Raw genomic sequence first — 16409 nt, forward strand, 5'->3', positions numbered from 1 at the left:
AGCCTTTTGTATTTGTCTTATAGCTCAAATGCCTTTTTTAAATTGTCATATTCTCGGTTGATTTCCAGAAGCGTATCATTATCTCCATCAACATTATCCGGATGAAAAATCTTAATCAATTCTTTATAACGCTTTTTTAATGCACGCTCATTACCAACACCTGAAAAGAACAGTTCTCCTTTTATAATTCTCTGCCCATTTCCTTCCACATAACAGTTCTCATTCATATTACTATAATACTGCTCTTTCTCCAGTTCTATATCCTGTCTGTCTCTGGCAAGCTTCTGCAGTTCATCTTCCAGTATCTTCCACTTCATCTCAAATAATTTCTTTTCCTGTGCAAGACGCTTTTCCTCCAACTGCTTCTTACAGTGAAATTCTCTTTTTTCCTTTTCTAATAGTCTTTTCTCTTCTGCAAGTTTCTGCCTCTCTCTTCTTAAGTTCTGCCTCTGATATTCCCCTTCTGCAGTATCCTGGAACAGCCACTGGGCTGTTGCACCAGACTGGCTCATTACCCTGCCTCCTTTACCATATTACGGACAAAAAATCTTCTGTCCAAGCCTAACTATAAACTCCCGTATATAGTGTCTTTTCAACACCATTCGACGTCATTATACAATATATGGTAATAAATAGCAACAAAAAAAACTTAAATCATAAATTGAGAAATTGCAAATACTACACCACAAACAACTGCTAGTACTGCTAACATAATGCCTTTTTTTCTCATACTTGCTAAACTCTTTTCATTTTCCTTTTCTTCCGCTTTTACCGCTTTTTGAGGACAAACCGCCATAAAAAGCCCCATTACTGCAACTGCCCCTACCAAAATAAATTTTACCATTTCGTACATTTTTCTTTTCCTTTCTACTCTCTCATTTTTGTTATTAGTCTGAGATAAGGAATGGTTAACTCCTACGTCTTACAGAATAAATTCATTCTATTTCATTTTCTGTGTTTCGGATATTTTACTGAATTAGCAACTCATCGAATGACAAGTTATGATTATGAACTTCCCTAATTCCCCTTATCCTTACTCATCCCTCTAAACTCAAAATTAATTTTAATGTTTCTTACAAATATTGTCAACCCAAAATTTTCTTAACCAAATGATTAGAGGTCCAAGATAACGTCTCAGACCTCCATCATTTCTCTACTATATTTCTGCTAATTCTAGCATTCTCTCTAACGGTACATTGGCTTTTTCTATGGTCTCTTTCTCTAATACAATTTCATTTGTCGGATTCCTTAATACCTCTACCACCTTTTCCAAAGATATTTTCTTCATATTCGGGCAAAACTGACGATGTCCTACAGAATAAAATTTCTTGTCTGGATTTTTCTGTGATAATTCATAGAACACACCCATTTCCGTACAAATAATAAATTTCTCATTTGTACTTTCCGTTGCATAATCAATAATCTGTGATGTACTTCCTACGAAATCTGCCAACTCTAATACATCTCCGGTACATTCAGGATGTGCAAGAACTAACGCATCCGGATGAATTTTCTTCGCATTCTGCACCAGATTCGCTTCTATGCTTTTATGTACATGACAAAAACCATCATGAAAAATAAATTCTTTTTCCGGAATCTGCTGTGCTACATAATGTCCCAAATTATTATCCGGAATAAAGAAAATATATTTATTTTTCAGATTCCTAACCACCTTTACTGCATTGGAAGAAGTAACACAGACATCCGAATGGGTTTTTATCTCTGCAGTGGAATTCACATAACAGACCACTGCTACATCCTCATATTCTTTCCGCACCTGTTCTATTTTGTCTATGTCAATCATATGTGCCATAGGACAATCTGCTGTGGAATCTGCCATATATACGTTTTTCTCCGGATTCAATATCTTGGCACTTTCTCCCATAAAAGAAACCCCGGCAAATAAAATATTTTTATTTGGAATCTCAGTTGCGACTTTACTTAAATAATAGGAATCTCCTACATAATCTGCAATTTCCTGCACTTTTCCATCTACATAATAATGAGCCAGAATTACAAAATCCTTCTGCTGTTTTAACTGTGCTATTTCTTCTTTTATGTCCATTTTTCTACCCTTTCTCGCTATGTTTTCATATAAATTTTATTATATTTTTAATAACCTAGTTTGTCAATAGGATATTTTCTCGCATTTCGTCAAAAAAAACAGATAGCTACGAATCTGACCATAATTCACAGCTATCTGTCTCTGTTTATTAACTACAATTCTAATTATCCTCAAAAGACTCCTTTAATTTATCCATGAAACCTTTCTTTTTATGCTTCTCTGTGCCTGCCGCACCATCCTGCTTCTTTAATGACTGCCCGCTGACTTCATCAAACTTCCGAAGTGCTTCCTTTGCTTCTTCATTTAGGCTGGTTGGAACCTGAACCACCAAAGTAACATAATGGTCTCCTCTGACATTTGAATTGCGTAAGGATGGAATACCCTTTCCTTTTAAGCGAATCTTAGTATCTGTCTGAGTTCCCGGCTTTACATCATATAAGATGTCTCCATCAATGGTGCTAATACGTACCTCACCGCCCAAAGCTGCCTGTGCAAAGGAGATTGGTGCTGTAGAGTATATATTCATATCCTGACGCTGGAAAATCGGATGTCTGGATACATTTACTTCTACCAGTAAATCTCCTCTTGGTCCGCCGTTTGTTCCCGGCTCACCTTTATCACGGATTCTTACACTCTGACCATTGTCAATTCCTGCCGGAATCTTAACCTTGATTTTCTTACGGCTTGCAATATATCCTGTTCCATGACAATCCGGACATTTTTCCTTGATGATTTTTCCGCTTCCGCCACAATCCGGACAAGTCTGAACATTCTGTACCATTCCAAGGAAAGATTGCTGGGTATAAACCACTTTTCCTTTTCCACCACATTTTGTACAGGTCTCCGGCGAAGTTCCCGGTTTTGCTCCTGTGGTATGACAGGTAGTACAATCATCCTTTAATGTAATTTCGATTTCTTTTTCGCATCCAAAAGCTGCCTCTTCAAAGGAAATACGAACTACTGCACGTAAATTTGCTCCCTTTCTTGGACCATTGTCTGCAGAACGACGTCTGCCACCTCCGAAGAAATCTCCGAAAATATCTCCAAAAATGTCTCCCATATCCATACCGGAAAAATCGAAACCGCCGGCTCCACCGCCCATTCCGCCATCAAAGGCAGCATGACCGAACTGGTCATACTGACGTTTTTTCTCCGGGTCACTTAATACGGCATACGCTTCGGATGCTTCTTTAAACTTCTTCTCTGCTTCTGCATCGCCCGGGTTCATATCCGGATGGTATTTCTTTGCTAACTGACGATATGCTTTTTTGATTGCAGCATCATCTGCATTCTTATCCACACCCAGGACTTCATAATAATCTCTTTTTTGTTCTGCCATGATTAATTCCCTCTTACACTGTAAGGAGTCATATTAGAATTGAATTCTAATATGGCTCCTAAAGTTCTTAGTATCTCATTAAGTGCTCACAGTCAATGCCTATACTTCTTTATAATCTGCATCTACTACATCATCATCTGCACTGTTGTAAGAAGCATCTCCCATATCAGGACCTGCTCCTGCTGCTCCCTGAGCTGCCTGTGCATTTTCGTACATCTTTGCAAATACTTTCTGTGCACTTTCCATTAATTTTTCTTTTGCAGCTTTCATTTCGCCAACCTGATCATCTGTCATCTCTTCTGCATTTGGATGTGCTTCTACCATATCTTTTAATGCCTTTAAGTCTGCTTCTACTGCTGCCTTATCGTTTGCATCAATGTTAGCGCCTACTTCTTCTAATGCCTTTTCTGTCTGGAATACGAAGGAATCTGCATCATTTCTTGTATCAATTGCTTCTTTTCTCTTCTTATCCTGTGCTTCGTACTCAGCAGCTTCTTTTACTGCCTTATCGATATCTTCGTCAGACATATTAGAACCAGCTGTAATAGTAATGTGCTGTTCTTTTCCAGTTCCAAGGTCTTTTGCAGATACATTAACGATACCGTTTGCATCAATATCGAAGGTTACTTCAATCTGAGGTACACCACGTCTTGCTGGTGGAATTCCGTCTAATCTGAACTGTCCTAAGGACTTGTTATCTCTTGCAAACTGTCTTTCACCCTGTACTACGTTGATATCAACAGCTGTCTGATTATCTGCTGCAGTAGAGAAAATCTGACTCTTCTTTGTAGGAATTGTTGTATTTCTCTCAATCAATCTGGTTGCTACACCACCCATTGTTTCGATGGACAGAGACAATGGTGTTACGTCTAACAATAAGATTTCGCCTGCACCGGCATCTCCTGCTAATTTACCACCCTGGATAGATGCTCCTAAAGCAACACATTCGTCTGGGTTCAAAGATTTGCTTGGCTCTTTTCCTGTCAACTGTTTTACCTTATCCTGAACAGCTGGAATACGTGTAGAACCACCTACTAACAATACCTGACCTAAATCAGAAGCTGTAAGTCCTGCATCTTTCAATGCGTTCTGTACCGGTACAGCAGTTCTTTCTACTAAATCATGTGTTAATTCATCAAATTTTGCTCTTGTCAGGTTCATGTCAAAGTGCTTTGGACCTTCTGCTGTTGCTGTGATGAATGGTAAGTTGATGTTAGTTGTAGTTGCAGAAGACAATTCCTTCTTTGCTTTTTCTGCTGCTTCTTTTAATCTCTGAAGAGCCATCTTATCGTTAGAAAGGTCGATTCCTTCTGTTTTCTTGAATTCAGCTAACATGTAGTCTGTAATCTTCTGGTCGAAGTCATCTCCACCTAATCTGTTATCTCCGGAAGTAGATAATACTTCGATAACACCTTCACCGATTTCAATGATGGAAACGTCGAATGTACCACCACCTAAGTCGTAAACCATGATTTTCTGTTCTTTTTCATTATCAAGACCATATGCTAAAGCTGCTGCTGTAGGCTCGTTGATGATACGTTTTACATCAAGTCCTGCAATTTTACCTGCATCCTTGGTTGCCTGACGCTGAGCATCGTTGAAGTATGCCGGTACAGTAATAACTGCTTCGCTTACTTTTTCTCCTAAGTAGTTCTCTGCATCTGCTTTTAATTTCTGAAGAATCATAGCAGAAATTTCCTGTGGAGAATAACTCTTGTCATCAATCTTTCTCTTATGGTCTGTTCCCATTTCTCTCTTAATAGAAGAGATTGTCTTCTCTGCGTTTGTAACAGCCTGACGTTTTGCAGGTTCACCAACTAATCTTTCGCCTGTTTTTGTAAATGCTACAACAGATGGTGTTGTTCTTGCTCCTTCTGTATTGGCGATAACTACTGGTTTACCACCTTCCATAACTGCTACACAGCTGTTTGTTGTTCCTAAGTCAATACCAATAATCTTGCTCATAATAGAGACCTCCTATAAATATGATTATCTAAAATTAAATGTTTGCTATTTTATCAGTATGATTACTGTACTACGGCTACCATACTGTGTCTTACTACTGTGTCACGGTACATATAGCCCTTCTGTAACTCCTGAGCTACCATACCGGATTCTAATTCTTCATTTTCCAACTGCATTACTGCATTGTGGAATTCCGGATTAAATTCTGTTCCAACTGCTTCGATTGGCTTTACTTCCAAGCTTTCCAGTTCTGTCATCAACTGCTTATATACCTTTTCCATTCCCTGTACAAAAGCATCTTCCTTCTGTTCTTCCGGAACTGCTGACAGACCTCTTTCAAAATTGTCTACCACTGGCAAAATCTTTTCAATAACGCTTTTCGCGCCTACTTCAAACATCTGAGCCTTTTCTTTTTCCGTACGTTTACGGAAATTATCGAACTCTGCCATCTGGCGTTTCACGCGGTCTGTAAGCTCTTCAATCTTTTCATCCTGCTTACTTTTCTTTTCCTTTTTCTTGAAAAAACCTTTTTTCTCGTCACCTTCTTCTGGTGTTTCCTCTTCGGAAGCTTCTGTTTCTTCGGTTACTTCTTCGATTTCTTCGGATGTTTCTTCTACAGTTTCTTCCATTTCTTCTACAGTTTCATTTTCCATATCTATGTCCTTGTTTTGTTCTTCTGCCATTCCTTAACCACCTTTCTATTCTTTCTTCGGCTTTGTAAATACATTATCCAATTGAACCTTTAATGTCTTAAGATTGTCCACCACATTTTCATAATCCATACGCTTTGGACCGATAATTCCAATGGTTCCCTGCAATCCCTCGCCCAATTGGTATGTGGCTGTTACCACACTACAATCCTTCATATTCTTGACCGGTGATTCATCACCAATGTACACCTGAATACCTGTTTCTTCGGACGTTAATGTATCATTAACTAAATCAGCCAACTGTTTTTTCTCTTCAAACGCAGATAATAACTCGCTTGCCTTCTGGGAATCTCGTAATTCCGGATACTTTAAAATATTTGTAGTACCACTGGTGTAAATCTCCAAATCTTCATCTTCCTGTAGCGCACCTGCCAATGCATCCAATACATCGCTTACGATGTTGCTATGAATTCCTGCCTGTTCCTTTAATTTAGATATGGTTCCCAGATTAATCTGCTCTACTGACAATCCATTCAGACTTGTATTCAGTAGAATATTTAATTTCAGCATAGTCTCATTGTCCAAGGCTTCCCTTGTAGGAATCATTTTATTCCTTACGATGTTACCTTCCATAACAATAACCGCTAATATCTGATCATTATCCACCTGAGATAGTTGAAGGAACTTTACCTTGTTTCTCTGATAAGACGGAGCAGTTATCATCGCCGCATAGTTGGTATTTACTGCCAGCATCTTGGCCATCTGCTGTAACACTTGTTCCATCTTCTCAGTATGTTCAATCATGAACTCCTTCATTTCAGTAACTTCCTGTTCCTTTTCCTTCATCAGATTATCTACATAAAAGCGATAACCCTTATCTGAAGGAATTCTACCTGCAGAAGTATGAGGCTGGAGAATATATCCCATTTCCTCTAAATCAGACATCTCATTTCGGATGGTCGCAGAACTCAAATTCAAATCAGAATATTTTGAAATTGTTCGGGAACCTACCGGCTCACCTGTATCCAGATAATTACGAATAATCGCATCCAGAATCTTTACTTTTCTTTCATCTAACTCTGCCATCTGCACCCTCCTTCTTTTCCTTGTTAGCACTCATCTTATTGGAGTGCTAACATCTATGTACTTAACATATCACTATCATTTTGAGTTGTCAATAGTATTTCTTAGAATTTATATTTTTTTAAGATTTAGATAGCAACGAGCCGAGTAAATTAAAAAAGACAGATGTTTGGAAGCTTGCTTACAAAAACATCTGTCTTTTTTAATTTATGGGGCGACTGCCCCTAGCCTGGAAAGGCTTTAGACTTTTCAGGCGTTCTCGGCTCGTTTGTTCTTTTAGATTTATGGGGCGACTGCCCCTAACGAGAAAAGTGCCAACTTTTCGAGTGTACTCGGCTCGTTTCTCAACTTATATCATTTCATCGGGCGACTGCCCCTAACAAGAAATTTCTTTTTTAGACCACTATTTTTCTATTAGCCAAAATCAATATTTTTTCATTTTTGGCTAATAGAATCATCTCTAGCATCCATCCAGTCATCCTCTTTCACTTTGTATTTTGTTATTTGTTAATCACATGGCACTAAATATCCGCATAGCATTTCGAAACATCAAATCCTCATATGCATCACTACTGATTTTTTCGGGCAATACCTGGAAATAATCCTGATACACGGAACGTTCTCCCTTAGGATTACAAAGATAAGTGTCCACTCCATCGATTGGTGCATCACTTCCAAATAGCATTTTCTTACTTCCATATCGTCGTATTGCCTCAATCGTAGTGCTGATAGGAACCCATGTGGTATCTCCATATAGATTTTCTTGTTTTCCAAGCAAATCCAACGCCTCTTTATTATCTGTTCCAAGCCCCATATGTACCATTATAAATGGAATGGTTGGAAACATTTGCGCAGCTTCATATAAATATACCGGTTCTGCCGCCTCACATCCACCCGTGTGTGACACTACAGGCAATTGATACTTTTCCGCTAAACGAATATATGGTAACACCTTTTCATCAGTTGGTGACAGGTTCATATGATAGGGATGAAGTTTTATCGCCTGAATCACATCTCGATTTTCCCGAATAATCTCTTCTAACTCTTCCGTTACTCCTTGTAAAATTGGTTTTGCCCATACTGCAACACCAATCTTTCCCGGATTTTTTCTTGCAAAATCAATGTTTCTTCTTACGGCATCCTCTTGACTTATCTGGTGTTCCTTCGGAATCAACTTCTGTGAATGATCCAATTCTCCTGCATCAACATTCGAAACAATGGCATAATCAATCTGATATTTTTTCATCATTTCCAATACCATTTCCTCATTCATATGAAATCCCAAATATTCTCCGCCTATATGCACATGTGAATCAATCTTCATTTTCTCTCCTCCTAATTTATCACAATAAAAACTCACTCATTACATAATTACTTACAGATATTCCTTCTTCCGTAAGAAAAATCTGTCCTTCCTGCTGTTTCAACAATCCCTGTGCTGTCATCCTCTTTATGACTTCCCCATAAACCGCTTCTATCTCTACGTTAAAATTCTCTAGAAAGTCCTTTCTGCTAATTCCCTTTCTCATTCGAAGCCCCAGAAACATGAATTCCTCCATCTGTTCTTTTCGTTCCAACACATCTTTTCCCTGTGGTTCAAAATTTCCATTCAAATATTCTTGTAAATCTGAGGTATTGGAAAAACGCACATTTTCAATTAAGGAAGCACTTCCAAGTCCGAGACCCAGATAATTTTTTCTGGTCCAATAGCCAATATTGTGTCTGCACTCTTTTCCCTTTTTCGCATAATTGGAAATCTCATACTGCTCGTATCCCTTTTGTCCCAGTAATTCTCCTGTCATTTGATACATAGCACGTTCTGTCTCTTCACTTGGAAGAATCAGCGGTTCCTCGCCATCTTCCCTACGTTTCTCATCCTCTTCATATTCCTGATAGAATGGTGTTCCCTCTTCAATAATCAGACTATATGCTGAAATATGCTCCGGTCTTAATTTTAAAACTTCCCTTAACGTATACTCCCAATCAGCAGCTGTCTGTCCCGGCAATGCTGACATGATATCTACATTCACATTGTCAAATCCACATTTCCGTACCAAATCATAGTTATGCAAAAACTCTTCAAAACTGTGAATTCTCCCCAACTTTTTCAACTCATGATTACTTGCAGATTGCAAGCCCATACTCAACCGATTAATTCCTGCCTTCTTGTATGCGATAAGTTTCTGCTGTGTTAACGTTCCCGGATTACACTCTATGGTAATTTCTGCATCCGTTTCTATGCAAAAATTCTTCTGCAATCCTTCCATAATCTCTACTATCTGCGTACCGGAAAGTATGGATGGCGTACCACCTCCCAAAAAAATAGAAGTTACTCCATACACACTATAATTTCCTGCTTTTTGCTCTATTTCTTCTATTACTTTATTCACATAATGCCTGCGAACACTCTCATCCACAGGCATTGATAAGAAATCACAGTAACGACATTTCTGTACACAAAACGGAATATGAACATATAGTTCTAATTCTTTTTCTCTCACTGTCATATCCCTGCTCCCCTATTTATCATCCAGTTTCAACACGCTCATAAACGCCTTCTGTGGAATCTCTACATTTCCCACCTGACGCATTCGCTTCTTTCCTTCCTTCTGTTTCTCTAACAGTTTCTTCTTACGGCTGATATCACCACCGTAACACTTCGCCAATACATCTTTTCGCATTGCCTTTACGGTCTCTCTGGCAATTACTTTTCCACCAACTGCTGCCTGAATAGGAATTTCAAACAAATGTCTTGGAATCTCTTCCTTTAACTTCTCGCACATCTTTCTTCCACGCTCATAGGCACTATCACTGTGTACAATAAAGGAAAGTGCATCCACTTCTTCCTTGTTAATCAAAATATCAAGCTTCACTAATTCAGAACGTACATACCCCTTCATCTCATAATCAAAGGACGCATATCCTCTGGAACGGGATTTTAACGCATCAAAAAAGTCGTAGATAATCTCATTTAACGGCAAATCATACTTAATCAAAGCACGGGTTTCTTCCATATATTCCATACCAATATAAACACCACGTCGTTCCTGACACAAATCCATAATAGCTCCGATAAACTCACTGGTTACCATGATTTCTGCACTTACCATTGGTTCTTCCATGTATTCGATTTCTGATGGGTCCGGTAAGTTAGATGGATTCGTCAGTTCAATTACCTCACCATTTGTCTTATGAACTTTATAAATAACTCCAGGTGCTGTAGTAACAAGATCCAGATTATATTCACGTTCCAAACGTTCCTGAATAATTTCAAGATGCAAAAGACCTAAGAATCCACAACGGAAACCAAATCCCAGTGCAATGGATGTTTCCGGCTCAAATTGGAGAGCTGCATCATTTAACTGCAGTTTTTCCAATGCATCTCGTAAGTCTGGATATTTGGCTCCATCTGCAGGATACATTCCGCAATATACCATTGGATTTACTTTCTTATAACCCGGAAGTGGTTCACTGCAAGGGCGATTAGCATCTGTAATAGTATCACCCACACGAGTGTCCCTTACATTCTTAATGCTAGCTGTAATATAGCCAACCATTCCGGCACTTAACTCCTCACATGGAATAAACTGTCCGGCACCAAAATATCCTACTTCAACTACTTCCGCTGATGCTCCGGTTGCCATCATCTTAATAGTAGTTCCCGGCTTCACTCTTCCTTCTTTGATACGACAGAACACGATAACTCCCTTATATGAATCATATAAAGAATCAAAAATCAATGCCTGTAATGGATTATCAGGGTTTCCGCCAGGTGCAGGTATCTTGGACACAATCTGTTCTAAAACCTCTTCTACATTCAATCCCGTTTTAGCAGAAATTCTTGGTGCATCCTGAGCTTCAATTCCAATGACATCCTCAATTTCTTCTACCACACGTTCCGGGTCTGCACTTGGTAAGTCAATCTTATTGATTACCGGAACTACATCTAAGTCATGATCTAATGCAAGATATACATTTGCCAAGGTCTGTGCCTCAATCCCCTGTGCTGCATCTACCACAAGAATCGCTCCATCACAGGCAGCAAGACTTCTGGAAACCTCATAATTAAAGTCCACATGTCCCGGTGTATCAATCAAGTTAAAAATATACTCTTCGCCATCTTTCGCTTTATAAACAATACGTACCGTCTGAGCCTTAATAGTGATTCCACGTTCCCGCTCCAGTTCCATATTGTCCAAAATCTGCGCCTGCATTTCGCGGCTGGTAAGCAGACCTGTCATCTCTATGATACGATCTGCCAAAGTTGATTTTCCATGATCTATATGTGCAATAATGCAAAAATTTCTGATTTTATTCTGGTCAATTGTCATTTCCGTTCCTCCATCATCTTATCGTGCAACTAGTATAACACAATTCTTTGGAGCTTGACAATCTTTACAACAGTTTCTTTTTCTTAAAAAAAATGATACACACTACTACTACTGCAACACTCAAAACCGCAACAAACAAATATCCATACTTCCATTTTAGTTCCGGCATATTAGAAAAATTCATCCCGTACCAACCTGCCACCAATGTCAACGGCATAAACACGGTCGTTACTGTAGTAAACACTTTCATAATTCGGTTCTGCTCGTAGGCAATAGCTGCATCTAATGCCTCTCTTACATGAACTAATTCCTCATATAAAAATTGAATCTGCTCTGTCATTCTTCTGACCTTGTTTTCATAAATACCAAAATAGCAGGCGCATTCTTCTGCTATAACCTGTTCCATCCCATTGATTCCCTCTATCATATTTAAGAGCTGTACATAGTCATTTTTCCACAGAGTCAATATTCTCTTACATTCGAAAATTGCTTGATTGCGATTTCGTTCAATTTTCCCTGCTACAATTTCCCGTTCCATGTTAATCAAATAAGTTTCCATTTCTTCTGTTATCTGCTGTCCATTCTTCAAAATTGTATCAAAGATAATAGAAACTCCCTCTTGTAAATCCACCTCCGAAACCTTTTCCTTCACCTTGTTCAGCAAATCGGTTTCATCTTTTAAAATGGTCAGAACAAATTGTTCCTTATCCAGAAAAAAGGCAATCCACAATGGCTTTACCCTTTTCCCATTATGCATTTGAAAACTGCCGTAAATCCCATTTTCTACCGCTTTTACTCCATTCCAGTAATCTGCTTTTATTTTTTTCAAATTTTCTGCCAACACATCTTCCTGTATTTCTTTTAATGTTGCAATTCGAACCGCACACTTCTCTTCCATTTTTCTCTCCATTATTCTGTCAAAACTTTATGTAATAAATCAGCCAATGGTTCCATGGCATTCATAGCCTCCTGCAATGTATTCGTCTGAGCCCCCACCTCAACTAACAGGCTCTTAGGACAATAATGCATATTATAACGATATCCCTTCAAATAAATGGAACGAGTAAACCCCGGGTAATATTCCTCCGCTGCCAGCTTCATTTGAAAAGAAAACGCCAAATTATCTGCCTGATACTGATTCGGCAAATTCGTTAAATCTCCATTTTTTGTTGTCCGGCTAAGTCCATTAAAAAACATGACCTGAGCGGTCTGCTTTCCATTTACCTCCGACACCAGACGTGTAGTATCTGCCACTCCATCCCGGTGCAAATCAATTACAACCTCAATAGAAGGATTTTCTGCCAAAATCTGTTCTAATGCCGGACCTGCATAGGAATAAGCATTATCGCGGTCTTCTACATCATACTCTCCAGTATGATGCAGAACATTAAGCCCATATTTTTCCCGCAAAAGGGTAGCTAAATACTCTCCCACTCCAACTACTGTAGTATTGGTATCTCCCGGAGTGGAATCACTGTACCCTTCCTGAGAATGGGTATGGTAAATCAAAATCTGTGGTGCTTCATTTCCACCTTGAAGTTTCATACTTTTCCCTAATAATAAATCCGGATTTAGCTGTGTTCCATCTATCGTTGTGGTACGGTCTACCTGATAAAAATTGTGAATCAGATAATCAAAATCATAGAGTTTTTCTCTTGGAATCTCTACCACCTTTGCTATCACTCCTGCTGCTGAATCCATTTGCTGAACCAAAATATTTTCCTGTACCGGAATCACAGCAATTTCATTTTCTGTTGTCTGTGTTTTCCCTGCCCTTTGATTTTCTTCCAGCAATTTGCTTTCTTCTGCACCTTCTGCCGCAATCGCTGCCTCATAGCTCAGTTCACTTTCTATTTGAGTATCATATTCCTCTAAATTTTGTGTATATTCATAAACAGGAAATAAATGTTCTACTTTTTCCACCAAAATATTTCCCATACTTTTTTTATCCTCATTTACCTCTATCTGCTGCACCATAGAGGGGATACAATTTTTCCATGCACTGACTGCCACTTTTTTCTGCAAATAATCTCCGATTTGACCTAGGGCTGGTCCCTTGCCGATAGCCGCCATATTTTGATAACACACAAACACAAGCAGGACACTGATTGCACCGGCCACATATTGCAATCGTTTTCCTGTTCTTTTCTTTCCTCTTACCAAATTATTCCTCATTTCCTACAAATTCCACCTATATCACCAATAATTAAGTATATGCCTGTACCATTTCTTTTATGCAAGTGCAATGTTAAGACCTTCTGAAATGGTATTACTTAACTGCCTTACAGACTCATCTATGTCCTTTGGTGTCACAAACATTGTATTCAATTGAGGCGATAATAATTCCCGTATCAGTTCATATTTTTCCATGGCATTCAATGCATTTAATCCTATACTCAAGGATTGCAGGTGCGTATTTTGCTCCATTGCCTGTATCAAATTCTGCATAGTATCCCCTACAATAGTTGCAGCATCTACCACTGTTGGAACTCCTATGGCAATTACCGGAACTCCTAGCGTCTCTTTCGACAAACCATGACGATGATTCCCAACTCCTGACCCTGGATTAATTCCGGTATCTGTAATCTGTATGGTTCTGCTTAAACGTTTGGTACTGCGGGCAGCTAAAGCATCAATTGCAATCATCACATCCGGTTTTGTCTCTTCAATAATTCCTCGAATAATTTCCTGGCTTTCCATTCCGGTCTGCGCCATGACTCCCGGAACAATCCCACTAACCGAAGTCACTTCCTCTTCCCCAAAGGCATACTTGCCAAATTCTTTTAACACATGACGCGTAATCATCATATGATCCACCACCCTCGGTCCCAATGCATCCGGTGTCACTTCACGATTTCCAAGTCCTGCCACCAATACAGACAACTTTCCTTCGGTTTCCGGTAGCAGTTTTTGTATAATCTTCGCTAATTCTACCGAAATTCTTTCATGATATTCTTCATCCTGACCATCCATATTGGGCGCTTCTACCGTAATATAATTTCCCTTTGGTCTCCCCATTGCTTTGGCACCATTTTCTGTCTCAATTACCATAGTCGTAACTTTAATTTCCGTTCCTTCCAGATATTCTTCCTCTACCTTTACCCCTTTGATTTCTACATTATCCTCTTCAAATTTCTCCCGCGTTTCCAATGCCAAATCCGTCCGTACCTGAAACTGTTCCATTTCTTTCCCTCCATTTTCTATTTCTGTCCAAAAATATTTCTCCATTTGCTCCTTATTTTTTGCAAAAAATCCCAAAATATGTATTGACAGATAGAAATTTTCGGGCTAAACTATATGAGTATGTTTACATTAGAACGTCCGTGTCCGGCTTTAATGAAACAATATAATTAACAAAATCAATTTTTTAATATTGGAGGTGTACGGATTGGCTAACATTAAATCAGCAAAAAAGAGAATCTTAGTAACTGAGACTAGAGCAGCTCGCAATAAGTCTATCAGATCTGCTGTTAAGACTTCTATCAAGAAGGTAGAAGCTGCTGTTGCAGCAAATGATAAGGCAGCTGCACAGGCAGCATTAGTAGCTGCTACTTCTGAGATCAGCAAGGCTGCTTCTAAAGGTGTATATCACAAGAACAATGCAGCTAGAAAGGTTTCCCGTTTAACCAAAGCTGTTAACAAAATCGCTTAGTTATTAGTACAAATATACTATAAAAAAGAACGTCGATACCGTCATGTTGGCGTTCTTTTTTAGTCCCTTTTATTCTCGTTCTAATGCATGAATAAATAATCCACTCCTAAGCTTGGGTTCGAACCAGGTAGATTTCGGCGGCATCAAAAGTCCTGCATCCGCCACTGCAAACAACTCCTCTATGGATGTTGGATACATAGCAAATGCTACTTTACAATCCGTCTTACACCGCCTCTCTAACTCCTCCATTCCACGAATTCCCCCTACAAAATCGATTCGCTTATCCGTTTTGGGATCTGCAATATTTAACACAGGGGCAAGCAATTTTTCCTGCAAAACTGACACATCTAATGCATATACCGGGTTATCCGGTATATCCTCCGACTTCATGCGGCAGGCATACCACTTTTCTCCCAGATACATAGAAAAGCATCCTTTCTCCTCTGGCTTCTTTCTTTCCTTTCCCAATGGTAAAACCTCGAAAATTTCTGATACTTTTCTTAAGAATGCTTCTTCTGTCATTCCATTTAAATCCTTCACCACCCGGTTGTATGCCATAATACTCAACTGTTTATCTGGAAAAAGCACTGACAGAAAATAATTGAATTCCTCCGTTCCGTTATAAGACGAATGCTCTTGTCTGCGCTTACATCCTACCTTTACCGCAGAAGCTGCCCGGTGATGCCCGTCTGCTATATAAATTTCTCTAATTCCAGCAAATGCATTCTCTAACGTAGTAATCTGATGCTCTTCTGAAATCACCCATACTCTATGCCGCACATCATCTTCTGTCACAAAATCATACACAGATTTTTCCTGTTTTACTTCTTCGATTATCTGATTAATGACTAGGTTTGCACGATACGCTAAAAAAATCGGTCCTGTCTGGGCATTACAAATATCTACATGATTGATTCTATCTACTTCTTTCTCCGCTAAAGTGTTTTCATGTTTTTTTATAATTCCACTTTCGTAATCATCTATAGAGGCACAGGCTACAACCCCTGTCTGTACTTTTCCGTTCATACTAAGCTCGTATAAATAGTAGCAAGGCTTTTCTTCTCTTATAAAAGTCCCCTTCTCCACCATTTCCCACAAGGTATCATGAGCCTTCTGATATACTCTTTTATCATACATGTCTACGGAATCTTCTAACTGTATCTCTGCCCGGTCAATTTTCAGAAAAGATTCCGGATGCTTCGCCACAATCTCCTTCGCCTCAGTGCGACTATATACATCATATGGAAGTGCCGCTATCTTTGCTGCTTTTTCCTCGCCAGGTCTAATTGCTGCAAACGGTTTTATCACTGCCATTTTTCTGCCC

Annotated in this window: 15 protein-coding genes; 1 reads left to right on the forward strand and 14 read right to left on the reverse strand. The window is 39.1% G+C overall.

Annotated elements, in window-relative coordinates:
• Positions 1–17: 17 nt before the first annotated feature.
• The 13 genes from BIV20_RS08930 to gpr form a co-directional block, all read right to left on the reverse strand.
• Positions 18–512 (reverse strand): hypothetical protein, encoded by a 495-nt coding sequence (locus BIV20_RS08930; protein WP_075720207.1) that lies wholly within the window; start codon positions 510–512, stop codon positions 18–20.
• A gap of 137 nt (positions 513–649) precedes the next feature.
• On the reverse strand, positions 650–853 hold the full coding sequence (locus tag BIV20_RS08935) for a hypothetical protein (protein WP_075720209.1): 204 nt from the start codon (positions 851–853) through the stop codon (positions 650–652).
• A gap of 303 nt (positions 854–1156) precedes the next feature.
• Positions 1157–2065 carry a quinolinate synthase NadA gene (nadA, locus tag BIV20_RS08940; protein WP_075720211.1) on the reverse strand — a complete coding sequence of 303 codons (909 nt, stop codon included), beginning with the start codon at positions 2063–2065 and terminating at the stop codon, positions 1157–1159.
• Between the two features lie 160 nt (positions 2066–2225).
• Entirely contained in the window at positions 2226–3404 is a 1179-nt protein-coding gene (gene dnaJ, locus BIV20_RS08945) for a molecular chaperone DnaJ (RefSeq protein WP_075720213.1), read from the reverse strand.
• 99 nt (positions 3405–3503) lie between these two features.
• On the reverse strand, positions 3504–5369 hold the full coding sequence (gene dnaK, locus BIV20_RS08950) for a molecular chaperone DnaK (protein WP_075720215.1): 1866 nt from the start codon (positions 5367–5369) through the stop codon (positions 3504–3506).
• A 62-nt stretch (positions 5370–5431) separates the two neighbouring features.
• Entirely contained in the window at positions 5432–6052 is a 621-nt protein-coding gene (grpE, locus tag BIV20_RS08955; RefSeq protein ID WP_075720217.1) for a nucleotide exchange factor GrpE, read from the reverse strand.
• 15 nt (positions 6053–6067) lie between these two features.
• Positions 6068–7105: a heat-inducible transcriptional repressor HrcA gene (gene hrcA, locus BIV20_RS08960; RefSeq protein ID WP_075720219.1), complete on the reverse strand. Its 1038-nt coding sequence runs from the start codon at positions 7103–7105 to the stop codon at positions 6068–6070.
• Positions 7106–7613: 508 nt separating this feature from the next.
• Complete coding sequence (locus BIV20_RS08965) at positions 7614–8426, reverse strand: amidohydrolase family protein (protein WP_075720221.1); 813 nt, start codon at positions 8424–8426, stop codon at positions 7614–7616.
• Positions 8427–8445: 19 nt separating this feature from the next.
• A complete protein-coding gene (hemW, locus tag BIV20_RS08970; protein ID WP_075720223.1) occupies positions 8446–9609 on the reverse strand; it encodes a radical SAM family heme chaperone HemW in 1164 nt (387 codons plus the stop codon).
• Positions 9610–9621: 12 nt separating this feature from the next.
• The gene (lepA, locus tag BIV20_RS08975) at positions 9622–11433 is read right to left on the reverse strand and encodes a translation elongation factor 4 (RefSeq protein ID WP_075720225.1); all 1812 of its coding nucleotides are present in this window, start codon (positions 11431–11433) and stop codon (positions 9622–9624) included.
• Between the two features lie 64 nt (positions 11434–11497).
• On the reverse strand, positions 11498–12331 hold the full coding sequence (locus tag BIV20_RS08980; protein ID WP_075720227.1) for a CorA family divalent cation transporter: 834 nt from the start codon (positions 12329–12331) through the stop codon (positions 11498–11500).
• Between the two features lie 11 nt (positions 12332–12342).
• Positions 12343–13608 (reverse strand): stage II sporulation protein P, encoded by a 1266-nt coding sequence (spoIIP, locus tag BIV20_RS08985; protein ID WP_242939809.1) that lies wholly within the window; start codon positions 13606–13608, stop codon positions 12343–12345.
• A 57-nt stretch (positions 13609–13665) separates the two neighbouring features.
• The gene (gpr, locus tag BIV20_RS08990) at positions 13666–14616 is read right to left on the reverse strand and encodes a GPR endopeptidase (RefSeq protein ID WP_075720568.1); all 951 of its coding nucleotides are present in this window, start codon (positions 14614–14616) and stop codon (positions 13666–13668) included.
• 205 nt (positions 14617–14821) lie between these two features.
• On the opposite strand from gpr, the gene rpsT reads away from it, so the two are divergent.
• Positions 14822–15085 (forward strand): 30S ribosomal protein S20, encoded by a 264-nt coding sequence (rpsT, locus tag BIV20_RS08995; RefSeq protein WP_075720229.1) that lies wholly within the window; start codon positions 14822–14824, stop codon positions 15083–15085.
• Between the two features lie 69 nt (positions 15086–15154).
• On the opposite strand, the gene BIV20_RS09000 is transcribed toward rpsT, so the two are convergent.
• The gene (locus tag BIV20_RS09000) at positions 15155–16399 is read right to left on the reverse strand and encodes a DUF1015 domain-containing protein (protein WP_075720231.1); all 1245 of its coding nucleotides are present in this window, start codon (positions 16397–16399) and stop codon (positions 15155–15157) included.
• Positions 16400–16409: the final 10 nt, after the last annotated feature.

It is taken from the genome of Roseburia sp. 499, from assembly GCF_001940225.2.
GTDB lineage: Bacteria > Bacillota > Clostridia > Lachnospirales > Lachnospiraceae > Petralouisia.